This window comes from Pantoea sp. C2G6 (assembly GCF_051336815.1).
GTDB lineage: Bacteria > Pseudomonadota > Gammaproteobacteria > Enterobacterales > Enterobacteriaceae > Pantoea.
Genome location: NZ_JBGMNJ010000026.1, coordinates 1 through 14,677 on the forward strand (window position 1 = coordinate 1; position 14,677 = coordinate 14,677).

16 protein-coding genes and 1 pseudogene are annotated in these 14,677 nt (G+C 55.5%); all 17 read right to left on the reverse strand.

What is annotated here, in order from left to right; translation table 11 throughout:
• Window positions 1-117: 117 nt before the first annotated feature.
• Window positions 118-410 (reverse strand): annotated as a pseudogene (locus ACCW71_RS20195) (hypothetical protein); the annotation flags it as partial.
• Entirely contained in the window at window positions 403-528 is a 126-nt protein-coding gene (locus ACCW71_RS20200) for a hypothetical protein (protein ID WP_436374433.1), read from the reverse strand. The gene ACCW71_RS20200 and the pseudogene ACCW71_RS20195, both read right to left, overlap by 8 nt.
• 26 nt (window positions 529-554) lie before the next feature.
• On the reverse strand, window positions 555-1,019 hold the full coding sequence (locus tag ACCW71_RS20205) for a hypothetical protein (protein WP_436374408.1): 465 nt from the start codon (window positions 1,017-1,019) through the stop codon (window positions 555-557).
• A 38-nt stretch (window positions 1,020-1,057) separates the two neighbouring features.
• A complete protein-coding gene (gene tssE, locus ACCW71_RS20210) occupies window positions 1,058-1,510 on the reverse strand; it encodes a type VI secretion system baseplate subunit TssE (protein WP_436374410.1) in 453 nt (150 codons plus the stop codon).
• Window positions 1,510-2,055 (reverse strand): type VI secretion system lipoprotein TssJ, encoded by a 546-nt coding sequence (gene tssJ, locus ACCW71_RS20215; RefSeq protein ID WP_436374412.1) that lies wholly within the window; start codon window positions 2,053-2,055, stop codon window positions 1,510-1,512. The genes tssE and tssJ overlap by 1 nt, the downstream gene beginning before the upstream one ends.
• Window positions 2,033-3,118 carry a type VI secretion system baseplate subunit TssG gene (tssG, locus tag ACCW71_RS20220; protein WP_436374414.1) on the reverse strand — a complete coding sequence of 362 codons (1,086 nt, stop codon included), beginning with the start codon at window positions 3,116-3,118 and terminating at the stop codon, window positions 2,033-2,035. Before tssG ends, tssJ begins: the two co-directional genes overlap by 23 nt.
• Window positions 3,082-4,836, reverse strand: coding sequence for a type VI secretion system baseplate subunit TssF (tssF, locus tag ACCW71_RS20225; RefSeq protein WP_436374416.1), 1,755 nt, complete (start codon window positions 4,834-4,836; stop codon window positions 3,082-3,084). The genes tssG and tssF overlap by 37 nt, the downstream gene beginning before the upstream one ends.
• Before the next feature lie 44 nt (window positions 4,837-4,880).
• Window positions 4,881-6,482, reverse strand: coding sequence for a type VI secretion system protein TssA (tssA, locus tag ACCW71_RS20230; protein WP_436374418.1), 1,602 nt, complete (start codon window positions 6,480-6,482; stop codon window positions 4,881-4,883).
• Window positions 6,482-9,871, reverse strand: a complete 3,390-nt coding sequence (locus tag ACCW71_RS20235) for an ImcF-related family protein (RefSeq protein WP_436374420.1) — start codon at window positions 9,869-9,871, stop codon at window positions 6,482-6,484. The genes tssA and ACCW71_RS20235 overlap by 1 nt, the downstream gene beginning before the upstream one ends.
• Window positions 9,872-9,876: 5 nt before the next feature.
• Window positions 9,877-11,307: a hypothetical protein gene (locus ACCW71_RS20240; RefSeq protein WP_436374422.1), complete on the reverse strand. Its 1,431-nt coding sequence runs from the start codon at window positions 11,305-11,307 to the stop codon at window positions 9,877-9,879.
• The gene (locus ACCW71_RS20245) at window positions 11,307-11,570 is read right to left on the reverse strand and encodes a PAAR domain-containing protein (RefSeq protein ID WP_436374424.1); all 264 of its coding nucleotides are present in this window, start codon (window positions 11,568-11,570) and stop codon (window positions 11,307-11,309) included. The genes ACCW71_RS20240 and ACCW71_RS20245 overlap by 1 nt, the downstream gene beginning before the upstream one ends.
• A 518-nt stretch (window positions 11,571-12,088) precedes the next feature.
• Complete coding sequence (locus ACCW71_RS20250; RefSeq protein WP_436374425.1) at window positions 12,089-12,352, reverse strand: hypothetical protein; 264 nt, start codon at window positions 12,350-12,352, stop codon at window positions 12,089-12,091.
• Entirely contained in the window at window positions 12,349-12,960 is a 612-nt protein-coding gene (locus ACCW71_RS20255; RefSeq protein WP_436374430.1) for a T6SS effector phospholipase Tle3 domain-containing protein, read from the reverse strand. The genes ACCW71_RS20250 and ACCW71_RS20255 overlap by 4 nt, the downstream gene beginning before the upstream one ends.
• Window positions 12,961-13,049: 89 nt before the next feature.
• The gene (locus tag ACCW71_RS20260; RefSeq protein WP_436374427.1) at window positions 13,050-13,142 is read right to left on the reverse strand and encodes a T6SS effector phospholipase Tle3 domain-containing protein; all 93 of its coding nucleotides are present in this window, start codon (window positions 13,140-13,142) and stop codon (window positions 13,050-13,052) included.
• A 140-nt stretch (window positions 13,143-13,282) separates the two neighbouring features.
• A complete protein-coding gene (locus ACCW71_RS20265) occupies window positions 13,283-14,023 on the reverse strand; it encodes a T6SS immunity protein Tli3 family protein (protein WP_436374429.1) in 741 nt (246 codons plus the stop codon).
• A 62-nt stretch (window positions 14,024-14,085) separates the two neighbouring features.
• On the reverse strand, window positions 14,086-14,466 hold the full coding sequence (locus tag ACCW71_RS20270) for a DUF2345 domain-containing protein (RefSeq protein WP_436374431.1): 381 nt from the start codon (window positions 14,464-14,466) through the stop codon (window positions 14,086-14,088).
• Between the two features lie 4 nt (window positions 14,467-14,470).
• Entirely contained in the window at window positions 14,471-14,596 is a 126-nt protein-coding gene (locus ACCW71_RS20275) for a hypothetical protein (RefSeq protein WP_436374435.1), read from the reverse strand.
• Window positions 14,597-14,677: the final 81 nt, after the last annotated feature.

The window sequence follows — 14,677 nt, forward strand, 5'->3', positions numbered from 1 at the left end:
ACAGCCCGATAAAGCACCGCAGGTCAGCAGCACGCCCAGAATCCCGCCAGCGCGTAATATCATTTTATCCATATGATGAGTTCCTTTCAGAATTTCAGATCCGAATTACCATTGCCTTCAATAGCGGCGTTTTCCCTGAGCATTCGTTACCCCTTCCTGCACCGTGCCATCCGGCAGGGTAATTTTGTAACGCTGGTTAGCAATGGGCTCTCCACTGATAGTGGTGTAATAACACAAAACGTTTATCAAACGTCTCCGGCTCAAACGACTTCATCACCCGCCGCCGCACACCAGCGTTAGCTCATCCTGCGCCGTCACCACCAGCTTCCTGCCGCTCGATATATGCGTGTCCTGCGTCGACCAGGTGGTGACACTCCCGCCCTGTACTGAATATCAATATCGTCAGCGGAACGGCCTGTTCAGGGCCTCGTCGCCCTCAAACGCCAGCACGTCGAGCCCTGCCTCACAGTCCTTCACCGTCAGCAGGTGGTGGCTGTGGCTGAAGCTGACTGGAAAATCGTTGCTCATGCGTACACTCCTTGTGTATTCACCCGCTAAGGCAGCAGGCGGGCGATCAGCTCAAAAAACCGCTCTTCATCAAACCGCTGTCGTGGCCTGCCCTCGAGCGAAATAAACGTCCAGTCGCTGATCTGGCCGGCGCGCATAAACAGGCGGCCCAGAGAGGTCACTGCGCCATCAGCATGGAGCGTCGCCTCTGCGCAGCCCGTCACGCCATGACCGTACAAAAAGATCGGCATAAATTTTATTGCCCGGTTTTCGTATCGCACCAGGATAGCGGGAATATCAAAAGCGCCACTCTCCACCAGCAGATCGGTAACGGAGGCGCTAAGACGCTCCCCGCTCAGGCCGGTCTCCGCCAGCCACGCATCCATCTGTTCATGAAGCTGCTCCATTCGCAGGCGAAAGGTGGCAATATCCGCCTGACTCTTACTGGTGAACCGGGCGGGGCTGGTTTGCCGGGCCTGTAGTTTTTGCAGAAATTGTGATTTTACTGACATGATCCTGTCTGGTCCTGGGTAGCGATAATAAAAGGCGCCTACAATCCTGTCGCATTATCGAGATAGCGCTGCTGCTTCAGATGGCGCAATAGCACCCGTCCTTCGGGCTGGAACTCCGTGCCATAACGCACCAGGCCAACGCCTTTGAGTTCAGCATCAAGGGCGTAGCGCAGCTCACCCGGCATCGCCTGCTCAAGCAGCACCACCTCAATCTTTTTCAGCCGCGGTTCATATTTGAGCAAGACGGCTGACAGCGTCCCCATCAGCTCATGCGCCGTACCGGGCATGCCTTGCAGTATTTTGGTCATGTCTGGCAGGCCGTAGTCGGGCAGATGGGCCAGAGTGCCGGCCCGGCAGTTGAGAATGCGCTGCATATTGTCCAGCACCGACAGGATCAGCTGGTTCTCTTCGCTGACCTGATCCAGCTCCAGGCCACCGCTGAAGTTGCCCGTGAGCATCTCGTATAACGAAGGGGTACAGGACTGTGTCATCATTTATCCTTTAGCGGCAGCAGCGTCAGATGGTTATTCCCGGCCTCAATCACCCGGGCCTTGTCTGGATCGAGCGCTTCACGATCAATCGTCAGCTTCCAGCTGTTTTTCACCATATCGGGATGACGGAACAGGCCGACCACCGCCACATACTTCGTCTCCTCCTCCATTGGCATATCGAGCAGCGCGTCTCCGCCCGGCTTCACCACCACATCGCGACTCGCCAGCAGGTCAGCCCCGAGAAGGGTGTCACCCTCTTTCAGCAGCTGCTGGTAGACACTTCTGTCGAAGGTTTTATTGTCTTTCAGCTGGTAGACCCGAACCACCACCGACTCAGACAGCGAGTTATTCTCACGGGCATCGGTGTTCAGCGCCTCGCGGGCGGTAAAATCCAGATGCAGTACCTTAATTTTCTTGTAAAACACGGCGGTAAAAGCCGATTTGGTGCCATCGCTGACGCTCTGCGTGAGGCCGCAGCCGGACAGGCTGATTGCCAGCAGCGGTAACAGCCAGCGTGCGGTATTAGTCAAACTTGTATGTAACACGTCGGTTTCCTTGTTGTGGTGTGGCAGGCCCCAGTCCGGTGTAGAGGCCCAGTTCGGTGGTAAACGTCGGCGGAATGTCATCCGGCAGCGCGTCATCTTCCGCTCCCAGCACGCCATTCATCCCCAGCCAGAAAGGCCCCTCGCCCAGCGGCGGGGCGGCCAGCAGCCGGGTGCGGGTCGTCAGGGTGATTTTTGCTTTGAAACGCCAGCCCAGATAAACCCGCAGCATCACCAGAAAGTCCTGATAGAGCAGGCCATCCGGTTTCCAGCCCTCCGCTTCCTGCTCGTTATCGGTAGTCAGTGCAATCAGCAGCTGACTGCTGGCATCCATCGCCTCGTCGCCCAGCGGGATATTGCTGTCCAGCAGGAAATCGCGGTCGTCGTAAAACCCCAGCGGCTCGGCGATCCCGACCGGTCGCAGGCAGTATGGACTGACCCGCACCCGGGTATCGGGTGCCAGCAGAGTGACCAGCGCCTGCATTCCCTCCTGCGTTTTGCCAGGCTGTTGCAGCACACCGAGCAGCGACAGAAAGCGCGACACCGGCGTCGCGATATGCCGGGCGGTGCCGGGAATGCCCAGTCCCACCAGCCCCAGCAGCGACTGCGAAATGCTGTCACTGCCGCCCGGCTCAAAGGTGGCCGGATAGGAGTATTTACGCCAGATGCGGTAGAACTGCGTCAGGATGCGGTGGCTGAAAATATCCAGAAAACCCTGCAACGCCTCATGCCCTTCCCGGCGCTGGGTAATGTCGTCAAGATAGGCGGTCGGCAGCGGTGAATCGACGCCATACAGCCCCATAAAGGTGGCACGGATAACCGGCGGTTTGCCCTCATCCTCCTCGTCATACTCAACCGTTTTCAGCTCGCTGGCCGGGAATCCCATCCCCGGATGCGGTGCAAAGCGCACCGGATCATCGGCGGGATGGCTGGTTGATCCCAGCAAGGGTTTGTGCGGCTGCTGTTTCTCCAGCAGCTGGCAGAAACGATAAAAATTGATCCGGTTGAGGTCAGCCTCCAGCCGCGGGCTCAGCCGGGAATGCGGCGGTTGTGCTTTTCTTCCCATTCCAGGCGCTCTCCGGTCGGTTGCAGAATGATAATCAGACGGTTAAACAGGTAGATGTCGGTGTAGAGGGCAAAGAAGCGACTCAGCATCTCGCCAAACAGGCAGATGTCCCCTTTTCCGGCAAAGCCGTGACTGTCGAGCGTCACCTCAATCTGCACGCCGCGCACCAGGTAGCCCTGCTCAAAGCGCGCCGTTTCGCTGTGTTTCACCTCGATAATCGCTTCAAGCCGGCGGCGGTTCATTTCACTGTCGGTCCACTCATACAGCGCCAGGGTGCCGCGCAGCACGTCGGCATTGTCCATCATCGACAGGAACCCGCTGCCGAGATGGCTCAGTACCCGCCAGTGAAAGCGATCCTGGGCTGGCGGATAACAGGGCAGCGTCGGCGCGCAGAGGTTGCGCACCGCGATGCTGGCCGAGGTGGTTTTCATCACGGTATCAAGCACCGTGCTTTGCAGCGCGCGGCGCGGCAGCTGACCGTTGGTGCCGGTCAGCGTCAGCGACAGGCTCTCATTTTCCGGCAGGGTATGGTTATCAAAGGCTTCTCCGCCGAGGATAAGCCAGGTGTTATGCAGCCCGGACGGACCGCGGCGTATCCGGGTATGGTAGTAATATTCCGGTGCGTCATGGCGCATCATCCCGCCTTTGTGCCGGAAGCTCGAAAACGGCACGTAGGTTTGATGGCTCGATGAGACCACCGAATCCACCGCGTAAATCTCGGTATGACCATCCTGCACGCGCATCGGACGCAGCATATATTCGGTCTGCAATGCGTTGAGCGTCAGCGGGTCGGACTCCAGCGGAAACAGGTTAATCACCGGGACGCAGTTGAGGCGCAGATGCTTCTCCGTAAAGCTGAAATCATGTTCCCAGCGCTCGGTCAGTACCACCTCAATTTCAAACCAGGCCAGCTCAGCCGGGAACGCGACCGTCTCCAGCCCGCGCAGCCCGGTGAACATAAACTTCTCGCGGAAGGTGAAATACTCCAGCAGCAGCTGGTAGCCGCTGAAGCTGCTGCTGCCCTTCGGCCAGAGGGTGTCGTCATCGCCAAAGCCCAGCGCGGTGAAACGTCCGGCCAGCGGCCGGCTCTCCACCTCGCCAGGCATTCGCAGCCACATCCGGGCGACATTCATGGTAAAGGCTTCGTGCATGGCGCAGGCGAGCGGGGCATCGGCGTTGAAGTAAAACGGAATATGGCTGAGATCGATACGGCTCCAGTCCGCCAGTTCGCTACAGTTAACGCGCAGAGTGATCACCGATCGCCCTTCAGCATCGGTCAGCAGGCGGGCAGACTCCAGCGACAGCGGCTGAAGGGCGATCTCTTTGGTGGTGGTATAGCGGCAGCGGGTGCCCTTTTCGCCGATCGGCCGGGAAAGGACTTCGAAGCCGCGGGCGATACGCATCTGCTCTTTCATTTCACGCCAGTCGGGGGTGAACTCCACCACCGACATGGAGGGAATGGTGCGCAGATAGTGGGGCCACAACAGGCTGACCAGCCCTTCGGTCAGTTCTGGCAGATCGTCATCCAGCTTCTCACGCAGTCGGCCCATCAGGAAGGCAAAGCCTTCGAACAGGCGTTCCACGTAGGGGTCGCGCGCGCCCGCTTTATCAAGATTGAGCATCGCCGCCTGTTCCGGATGTGCGCGGGCAAACTCTTCGCCCGCTTCCAGCAGGTAGCGCATTTCAGCGTCGTAATAACGCAGGGTTAAGTCGTCCATAAATACCTGATTATTTTTGTTTTAACGGTAACAGGGAAAGGTTGTTACCCGCACAGCACCGCGCTGCTCGCCGGGTCGAGTGCAATCAATCCCGCCAGAAGCGCGTCCATTTCCGGCTGGAGCCGGGTTTTGTCGCTGTCACTGCGGGTGGCTCTCATACGCAACAGCCGGAGGCGACGTGACTTCACTTCAAACAACAGTCCGGGTGTCCACTGCGTAAGGGTAATGCTCTGCGCGGTATCATCGAGTTCGCCCAGCAGATGCAGCGCCAGCTCATTTTTCCCTTTCTGCTCTGCCACGCGGGCCATCAGCAGGCGCAGCAGCCATTTCTCTTTTGTGGAGTCAGTACCGGGGCGCGTCTGAAGCCAGCGGAAGGCGGTATCCAGGCCATCGCTGTCCGCTTTTTCCAGCGCTTCCGGCTCCAGCGCCAGAATGTCATTGTCACCCGGGCTTATCGCATTGACCGGTTCATCACGCCAGCCGGACATATCGTCCAGCACCTCCTGATTAATCCAGTTGAGCGTGACCTCATCCGCAAAGGGAGTGCCGTCGTTAAAGGCCAGGGTTTCCAGTCCGGTAAGACGGCGCAGCAGCCCTTTCAGATCGGCGGCAATGATGTCGGCCAGCACCTCCTGACCCGATTTCTTCAGGGCCTGCCAGGTATACCATTGCAGATCCAGCCAGAGATGATTGGCACCGCGAGAGAAGGTGCTGTCCACCTGCTCCAGTATTTCGGACCAGCTCTGTTGCAGGTAAAGGCGCTTGAGCATGGCGCGCTGGTCAGCCCGCGGCGGTTCGATGCGCGTTTTCCCTTCGGCATCCGGTGCCGGAATGGCGCTCAGGGTGTCATGGCGCAGGCTCTTCATCAGCCGGTGTGCCGCCAGCCAGCCGTCGGGCTGTTCACGCAGGTAGCCGGTCAGGGTCCGGGCCTGGGCCAGTAAATCCTGGCCGGACGTAATGCGATTCAGCACCGGCACATCTTTATCGCTGGGGAGCGGGGAGTGTGACGGCTGCACGCTGCCACCGGCATTCTGCGGCACCACCGCATCCACGCCGCCCGCTTTCATCAGCCGGGACTCCAGCGCGGCATACAGGGGATTCAGTTCCGGCCGGGTCGCGTCTGACTCCGCCTCAAGAGAAGCACTGATGAGCAATAGCGCCCCGGTGGTGCGTTGCGCATCCTCGCGTACTACCTCCGGGTAGAGTGAGAGGCTGTCGAGCAGCCGTGAGCCGGACAGCCACTCCAGTGCAGCTTTGCGGCTGCGCTCGCGTTGCGGATGAAGCTGCGCGCCAAACTGCTGCAACAGCCCCGCCAGCAGCTCCAGTCCTTCGGCAAAACCCGGCTCGCCGTCCTGATGCAGGCGGGCCCAGCAGTAGTAGGTGGCAACGCGGATGTCTTTGGCGACGCCGGTCAGCAGCTTTTCCGCCAGCTGGCAGATCAGGCCGGTATCGATGCCAGAGAGCTTGTTGACCTCTTCGCGGATACGCTGGAAATCATCGTCATAGCCCGGGTCCTCGCCGGTGGACGACGTACTGCTGACCGGTGCCAGCCAGTGATGCCAGCTTTCGATCCGGGCCTGGGCCTGCTCTGACAGCAGGGTTTCTTCCGCCCGGCAGGCTGAGACTAAATTATGCAGTGTGGTCATCACTCAACTCCGTCCATGTCACTGTTACTGGTTTCCGTCGCCATCATCTGCGCGGTGGCGGCAGCGTCCACGCTGAATATCTGATCCGGCAGAGTAAAGTTACGCAGCGCCAGCAGTGCCAGCGGTCCGCTGCCCAGCTGCGATCGCAGTACCCACTGCAACGTGGTGCCGTCAGGCGTGGTAAAGCTCAGCATCCACTGGCTGCGATCAAGCTGCTGGCGTTTACTCTGTTCCAGCCAGCGAATCAGCCCCCAGTTGCCGCTGTAATCCCCGAACAGGCGCGCACCGGCGCTGGCGGAGGTCCAGGTGAGCATCGTTCCCGGCTTGTAGGTATCGCCTGGCCAGCGGAAACTCTGCCAGTCGGCCAGCTGGTTAAAGTAGTGCAGCTGCTGCCCGTCGATGGTCAGCCGGGTCTCCACCACCTGCGGTGCCGGGCGGGCCTGCAACTCAAAACTTATCCCCTGGCTGCCATCGGTAAACAGAATGTCCGACAGCTGGCTCAGCTGGTTAACCGCCCGCAGGAAGGCCGGGTTAAACGTCAGGCCCTGGCTGTGGGCACTGTCCGGCACCCACTGACTGCCCTCTTTGTGCAGCACACCGTTGAGTTCTGTGGTCAGGAACCGGTCGATACGGCCGCTGTCCTTACGGATAAATTCGGCCAGCATCGGCAGGGAGGCATCGCTCCGGCTGACCGCAAACGGGAAGCGACCATCAAAAGCGGTGTGCCAGTTCGCCACCACCGAGCGGCTCCAGCGATCGTTCAGACTGGCGGCGGAGGGTTGCAGCACCGTCTCCCAGGCCTGGGTCAGCGGCTCCACAAACAGGGTGTTACCGAAACCGCTCCACTCTTCCCCCAGGCTTGCCGCCACCAGGCTGCCATACTGCTGCGTATCGGTCAGATCCACGCTCTTGCCCTGGAATACCGTCTGGGCAAGGGTCTGCATCATCTCCTGCGGATCGGACGCACTGGCCACCTGTTGCAGGCGCAGACGTACACGGGTGATCCGGGTCAGGTAGGTTTGCAGACTCAGCGTGCTGTCGGCTGACATCACATTGCTCGCTTTGCTTTTCCCCATCAGCGTCAGCAGCGGTCCGAAGGTCTCATCCAGCGGCCCCTGCGGACCGGCGGCACCCTGATCGATAACCGGTTTATCCTGACTGCCGACCAGCTCTTTCGCCGATTTGATAATGGAGTCGGCCAGCCTTTCCCCCTGCTGCCCGGTCTGCCCCTGCCAGGCCAGCGTATTCATCAGGGCGATCAGCGGTGACTGACGGACATCACTCATCAGGGTCAGCTGGTCGGTCACGTCGGCTATATTGTGCGCCGGGTTCCAGCGCAGGCTGTTCAGGAAGCCCAGCCAGCTGCTGGCAAAATCAGTGAAGTACCGCTCGGTCAGGCGGGCTTTCAGCGCTTCCGGCGACAGATCGGCGGAGACGGCCTTGCGGGAGTCACTCAGCACCCAGTCGATTTCGTCGCGGCGCGAGCTGGCCGCTTTCGCGATGGCCTGCTGAACGCCCCCCTCCCAGGCCTGGCGGGTGAACATCCCCGGCACCACCTCCTCGGTGGAGAAGAGCCGCCGGGCGTCAGTGCCGCTGGTCATATCGTCCAGCGTGACATCAGCAAAGTTGCGGCGCACCGATCTGAGCATGTTCTGATAGAGCGTGCTTTCCGCGTTGCGGCGGCCAATCTGCTGCAACAGCACCTGACGGCTCTGGCTGACCAGCTGCGCATCCGGGGTAATTTTCCACTGCGGCTGCCTGGGCAGTTCGGTGATGTAGAAGGCCCACAGGTCCGGGGAGAGGCTCTGCCACAGGCCGGCAGAGAGGCCTGGCCGGGTCGGCTGTACCGTCTTCATGGTCCGGGCAAAGAAAGCACCGTCCACTTTGTCCGGGCGTGACATCATCAGCCAGGCTTTCAGCTGGTCATAGCCCGGCTTCGCCAGCTGTGCGCGCTGGTCGCTGTTGGGGGCTGAGTTCACCAGCAGACTCAGCTTCTGATTAAGGGCCTCGTCAGCCGGGTCACGGATCAGGCGATTGTTCGCCACGCCATACCAGGGCAGCATCGCACTGAGCAATTGCGGGTTATGATCGAGCCCGAAGCGCTGATACCAGGGCGTCCCGTTCTCAACATGGTGTTGCAGACGACCGGCGTCGTTGCGCAGCTCATGTAACGCCATCAGCTGATCATCAGAGAGAACAGGATGCGCCACCAGCTGGGTGGCTTTTGCCGCCACGGCAGAGACCTGGCTGTAGTTCAGCGCAAAAGAGAGCAGCATCCCGGCACCCCAGACGCCTGCGACCGTCAGGATGCCCCAGGCCAGCGTCTGCTCCCAGGCCATCCCGACGCGGTGGCCGCGTATCCGGGAAGCGTCATCGACGATGCCCTGCCAGGTCACCGGCAGAGTCAGGGCGTGGCGCGGTGATGGCGTGGCATATTGCTCCGCAGTGCCGGAGACGGATGGGTTCTCCGGCAGGCTGAACATCAGACCGCGCAGCGGAACACGCTGCTGAGAGAGAGCAAGCCACGGCGTCAGCTGCTGAACCCAGCGGGCGATACCGCCCTCTTTCAGATGCTGGCCCAGGCGCAGCAGGAAGTCGTGATCGTTGTTCTCAGTGATCTGGCTCATCCCCTGTCTGCGCAGCGCCGGCAGCAGTTGCTCCAGCTGCCGGCGAATATCATCAGGTCCGGCACGCAAAGGAAAAGCCGCGCCCGTCGCCTGTTCCGTGCGACCTGCCTGCGACCAGTCACTGTCGCACAGCTGCCATAGCCAGACCGGCGCGGCATAGCGCAGCAGTTCGCTGATTTTTTCCAGCCCGCGCAGGTCGTTGTCACTGATTTGTGGCGTCAGGTTTAACGCCTGGGGCACAACCCGGATAATGCCGTCCAGTGGACGTCCGCGACGCAGTTTGCGCAGGGCGATGTATTTTTCACGCTCCGGCCCGGCGGTCAGACTGCCGCCGTAAATCAGAACGGTGCGGTTGCCTTCAAGCCACTGCTGCTGTTGCAGGCCGGGGATCAGTTGTTCGATAGCGGCATCGTCGCCGGTGATCAGGAACAGACGGACTTTGCGGCGCCAGAAGAGGTTGTAGCGGGAACGGAGATGTTTTTTGAGTGCCAAAAAATCATATTCGTCAGACGCATGTTCTTTATGAACCAGAGTCTCGTCTTCAGGTGTAACTGGAGACGTGACATTTTTTCGGGATAATGAAAAAAATATAACAGAACACAACAGAGCAGTCAGCGTGACCAGAGCAGCCAGCGAATACCAGAAGACTTTTTCACTGTCTCCTGGTGGCGACAGCGTTGTCTGTGTGAAAACAAAAAGCATCAGCAGCAGGGCAATAAGGATGAGTAGCGATGCTCCCACAAGGTACGAAGTCTTTTTCATGCCGGTTATTCCTTTCCGGAGTGTCGTGCAGCCTTGATAAACGAGGGGCGCTGAAGACGGGCGATAATACGTCGCAGCGCAAAAGCAATTCCGGATAACGTCACTGCAAGTGACAGGAGGAGAAGTAAGATCCCCGACCAGGAAAGTGCTAAAGCAGGAAAAAATTGAATTATCAGGCCGTAAAGTCCGACATTGAGAAGTAATGCCACCATAATCGAACCACCGGGGAAAGGAGGCGGTATAGCAGAATAATGTCGTTCTGGAACAGGTGCGCTATTTGCCAGCATAACTGCCCACGCCTCATTCGCATCTTCCAGCAGCAGCCACTGGCTGTCAGGACCATAAGCGGCCATACCGGTAGCGGCTGCGATTAAAGCCCATCCGGCAACATCGCCATATCGCGCGCAGGCTTTGTCATAATCAATCACCCCACCGGTACCTATCGCGTCATAAAGCGAAAGCGACAGTTCATTCAGCACTCTGTTCATTGACTGACGTGGTGCATCTGATAGTCCACTGTGCCAGACAAGATGTTTTTTACCCGCAGGCTGCGGTGTCATATCACGTAATTCGCCAAGTTCTGATGTAAGAGCGCGAGTATTTAGCGGCATCGCGCGATACAGACGTAATGCATTTTTTTGCTCACCGGGCTCCAGCAGTATTGACGGCATCAGCAACAACGCACTGGCAAACTCAGGCAACACATCATCGGGTTGACGGTAATGCATTGCCAGAACCAGTATGGGTTGCTTTGATGAATCGACTACCCGGTTCCAGTCTCTGAAGGGTAAACCTTTTGTCTGGAATTGAACCTCCGCTTTCCAGGGAAGAGATTCAGCAGCCCATACACGGTCAAAAGAATGAGATTCCCGATCTTTATCCGTACTACTGGTCTGAATCACAACCTGAAGTCGTCCCGCAGGGCAGCGTGCCAACAGTGTCGGCTTTATCTGAGAAATAAGATAACGGGATAGCTGCTCAAACCGTGTGATACCTGGTGTCAGTGGCTCACCCGGTAATAGCGTCAACGCCGGTGTTTCATCACCTTCCTCCTCACCGGCATGAGCAAGACGAGGTAATAGTCCTGGGTCAGCAGAGATTAAAACGTGACGGCTGATGACAAGGTGCTGTTGTGCTCGTCTGCGCCATATCACACGCATAGTCCGGCACCACTCGTTCCAGTTCCAGGTCCAGGTCGCCTGAACTTCCCACCAGAAACTGTAAATCGCGATGACGGCCCAAATCCCCACAAGTGTCTGTATCGTCAGTGGCAACCAGTATCCACTGCTCAGCGAGGGGGCACCTGATGTCGGGGATTTCAGTAGGGCCACAACTACCCCGATGAAAAGATCCAGGATAATAATCAGAAGACAAATCCAGGGTGACCAGGTCTGCGTATGCTCCTTATCAGGCACCTCAGGTAAAGACCATCCCATCAGCCAGCCTCCATATCCTGCATGCTGGCGATGACACTCGCACCGCACTCTGTTTTACACCCATGTAATACGATGCCGCGCCCGTTTTCTTCATAGACAGAAATATCACACTCAATAATTTTATTGGTTCCGTGCTCAGGACAGGTAACGGTATCATTCAAGAGTGCAGCATTTTTACCGGAGAGTTCAAAACTTGAGGACGCTGACGATACTTTACCACCATGGGTGGTGGCATCCCCTAAAACAACTACATACTTTCCCATAATTGACCCTTAAAATTATCCTGAAATAATTATTTCATCTTATGCTATTGCCAGCTTTAAATTTCCAGTCGTAAAACTTCATTTTTAATCGAATTACTCATGAATATCACAATAAATAATTCTATTTTTTGAACAGTACAGGCCACACTCGACATTATGTCTGGCTGATTTCATTTCATCCGGCCTTCCTCAAGCCAGACTGATAATCATCCTTATCGATAAAATAAAACACATAGAGCAACATAACTCCAGAGTCATCTGTAACGTCAGAAACCACAGAACTATACGACATTGATAATAAACCTCACTTCTTAGCTTTATATTAATGCAATGACGCTTTATATTAATGCAATGGCGCTCTGTTTTTTAAAAAAAATCCAATAAGTCATCACTTTTACGCTTGAAAAATACGGCAATATCATCCAGAACAACAATATTTTCAGTGGATATTTAAAATCAGAGAGTGGGAAGCAAGCCTGAAAAAACCCTTTCATTGACAGCCCTGCTAATCTTATAAATTAATCATATTTGTTTTTTGCTTCATCCAGGTTAATGTTCTTGAGTTCTTCCTTTTTTCTTTCTATGGCGTCACTTGCGACGTCTCTTTTAATAATCTCAGGCATTGGCGGGATGGTCAGTTTGCCGGTCAGGTAATAATCATCACTCTCTAACCAGTCTGCCTGATGGCGCAATTCAGCAAGACTTTCCCGGTCCCAGGAATGCCAGCAATACCCGATGGGCAAATCATAGGCAACGACCCTGCTCATAAAATTTTCGTTCATTGGCAATGTGCTGTGATCTGTTGGTCGCTGAACATAGGTACTTTACTGATAATTTCATTCATGGGATATGAAATATAGGTCGTCATTTCATTATCCAGCGCGTAGGGCGAATTCATCACAAATAGCGCGTCCGGAGCTTCGATTGCAGCAGCAAGGGCAACCATCGTCCCCTGGCTGTGTGACAGCACCGTCACCGTATCTTCAGGATGTTTATCGCGGATAGTTTTGGTTAACTTAGCAAGACGGCCTGCCGCATGAGCATAATAGTGTCGTGGCGGAGCGGCTGTAAGAAGTCTGTCGCTTTCCCCATTTAATAATTGCGTACTGAATGGCAACGGAATGCCAAGTGCGGAAGGCCAGTTATCAAAGCCTTTATCACTCCATAAGCTGACCAGCTGGTTGCAGCCATTCTGGAACGGACCGCCTCCCCAGTAAAAAGGGCCTTTATTTTTTCGCTGTTCAGGCGTCAGGTGGTAATAATTATCACCCTGCTTATTTTTTAGCGGAATGGCGTATTTATCAGTTTCATTATCCGCAGCACGGTATCCCCAGTAAAAACGGATGACTGGAGAACAGCCTTCTTCTTTTATTTTTCGCAGGGGAATAATCCATTCAGTACGATCGCTGTTCTAATAAGGATCATCGTACTCATTCACTTTCAATCGATAATTTTCATCTAGTAATCCTAGTCGTTGATTCAAGCCATCACAAAGGACGCTTCAGCATAATCATACCATTCTCCCTCAGAGTTAACTCCATGAACAAAAACTATCAACCCAGGCAATTGCAAATGAGGCTGAACTTCTGCGTTAACTTTTAATGTTCTTATGTGACGTCACTGAGTAGGAAAATGAGTTGCCATTATCTGTTTTAAAAACTTCCACCTTTCGAGTAGGATAAGTTTTGTTGTTCATTTGATAATCCATCCTACTAGTTTTTCGGTTCTAAGCTACGATCACATTGCATAGTTTCTTGAGTTACTTGAGAAACGTCAAAAGAAAGCTCTGGTTGATAAATTGGCCCAGTAACTCCAGGATAAGCAGGATTTGATGTTTCGGTGGCCGGACTAAAAGTCCACTTCAAAGCATAAGCATCAGTCGGTGATCTTTCATGAAAATAATATTTAATCATATAAAAGCCTTCATTGGTAACTAACATATCATATTTTTCCGTATCACCATTTGGGTTTTGTGTATTTGACCCGTAATTCACTGAGCGCAGTTTTTTCCCTCCATCTGTTGTCACAGCAATAATATTCACACAGCCTTTATCAGACCCCATACAGGCTGCCTTGTTATCATTGGCTGTCACTGGAAAAGCCAGGTAGTCATCCCGACCTGATAACCAAAATAGTCTTCCTTTAAATAAATAACCGGAAGAGGGGGCTATCTGGGTATGAATCCCTTTCGCTTTGTTGTTATAGAACGTTTTCCCATTTTCACAGCGCGTGTACTCTTCCAGGGTGAAGTAACGTTCTTTATCAATGCGATAAATTATCTGTGGCGGACCATATACCACGGGCTGCTGTTTTTTCTTTTCTGGTTTTGTCTGCTGATTACTCATTGCCGGAAAAGGATTCACAAAGGCAACACCGCCTCCATAAGGGCCAGCCACACAACCACTCAGAGAAAACATACCAGATATAAAGCACACTCTCATAACCGGACTCATAATAACTCGACTCCTTTTTTTATTTTTTAAGACGGTCTTCAGCCCATCTGCCGCCTTTGAGGTTATAAGTGATGAATATCCCTGACTATCGGTAATACCGGACAACACACTCCCGTCTGGCATATGAATGTCATATTTCTGGTTTGCGAGAGGTTTACCGCAAATGGATAGCTAATGATGAGTTTCTCATCAAAAGTGTCCGGCTCAAACGACTTCATCACCCCCTGCATGCTGCCCGGCCCCCCTTTCCTGATCTCCGCACTCCTGATGAGCAGACTGCCCGGCCCGACCTCAACGTTCCCGCCCTTCAGCCTGATATACCCTCCGCCGCACGCCAGCGTCAGCTCATCCTGCGCCGTCACCACCAGCCTCCTGCCGCTCGATATGTGCATGTCCTGCGTCGACCACGTCGTGACGCTCCCGCCCTGCGCCCGAATATCAATATCGTCAGCGGAACTGCCTGCTCAGGGCCTCGTCGCCCTCAAACGCCAGCACGTCGAGCCCTGCCTCACAGCCCTTCACCGCCAGCAGCTGGTGGCGGTGGCTGAAGTGGACTAAAGAGTCTGTACTCATGGAATCTCCCCCGGGACGGCCCGTTGTGTCCAGTTAATGCCTGTTTCTGGCTTCCATTTGCCGGATTTCAGCCATCTCTTC

Excerpts from the sequence above, each read along its gene's own strand:
- tssG (WP_436374414.1), bottom strand. The coding sequence starts at position 3,118 with ATGGGAAGAAAAGCACAACCGCCGCATTCCCGGCTGAGCCCGCGGCTG.
- ACCW71_RS20275 (WP_436374435.1), bottom strand. The coding sequence starts at position 14,596 with ATGAGTACAGACTCTTTAGTCCACTTCAGCCACCGCCACCAGCTGCTG.
- ACCW71_RS20245 (WP_436374424.1), bottom strand. The coding sequence starts at position 11,570 with ATGGGAAAGTATGTAGTTGTTTTAGGGGATGCCACCACCCATGGTGGT.
- ACCW71_RS20250 (WP_436374425.1), bottom strand. The coding sequence starts at position 12,352 with ATGAACGAAAATTTTATGAGCAGGGTCGTTGCCTATGATTTGCCCATC.
- ACCW71_RS20235 (WP_436374420.1), bottom strand. The coding sequence starts at position 9,871 with ATGAAAAAGACTTCGTACCTTGTGGGAGCATCGCTACTCATCCTTATT.
- ACCW71_RS20205 (WP_436374408.1), bottom strand. The coding sequence starts at position 1,019 with ATGTCAGTAAAATCACAATTTCTGCAAAAACTACAGGCCCGGCAAACC.
- ACCW71_RS20200 (WP_436374433.1), bottom strand. The coding sequence starts at position 528 with ATGAGCAACGATTTTCCAGTCAGCTTCAGCCACAGCCACCACCTGCTG.
- tssE (WP_436374410.1), bottom strand. The coding sequence starts at position 1,510 with ATGACACAGTCCTGTACCCCTTCGTTATACGAGATGCTCACGGGCAAC.
- tssF (WP_436374416.1), bottom strand. The coding sequence starts at position 4,836 with ATGGACGACTTAACCCTGCGTTATTACGACGCTGAAATGCGCTACCTG.
- tssA (WP_436374418.1), bottom strand. The coding sequence starts at position 6,482 with ATGACCACACTGCATAATTTAGTCTCAGCCTGCCGGGCGGAAGAAACC.
- ACCW71_RS20265 (WP_436374429.1), bottom strand. The coding sequence starts at position 14,023 with ATGAGTCCGGTTATGAGAGTGTGCTTTATATCTGGTATGTTTTCTCTG.
- ACCW71_RS20240 (WP_436374422.1), bottom strand. The coding sequence starts at position 11,307 with ATGGGATGGTCTTTACCTGAGGTGCCTGATAAGGAGCATACGCAGACC.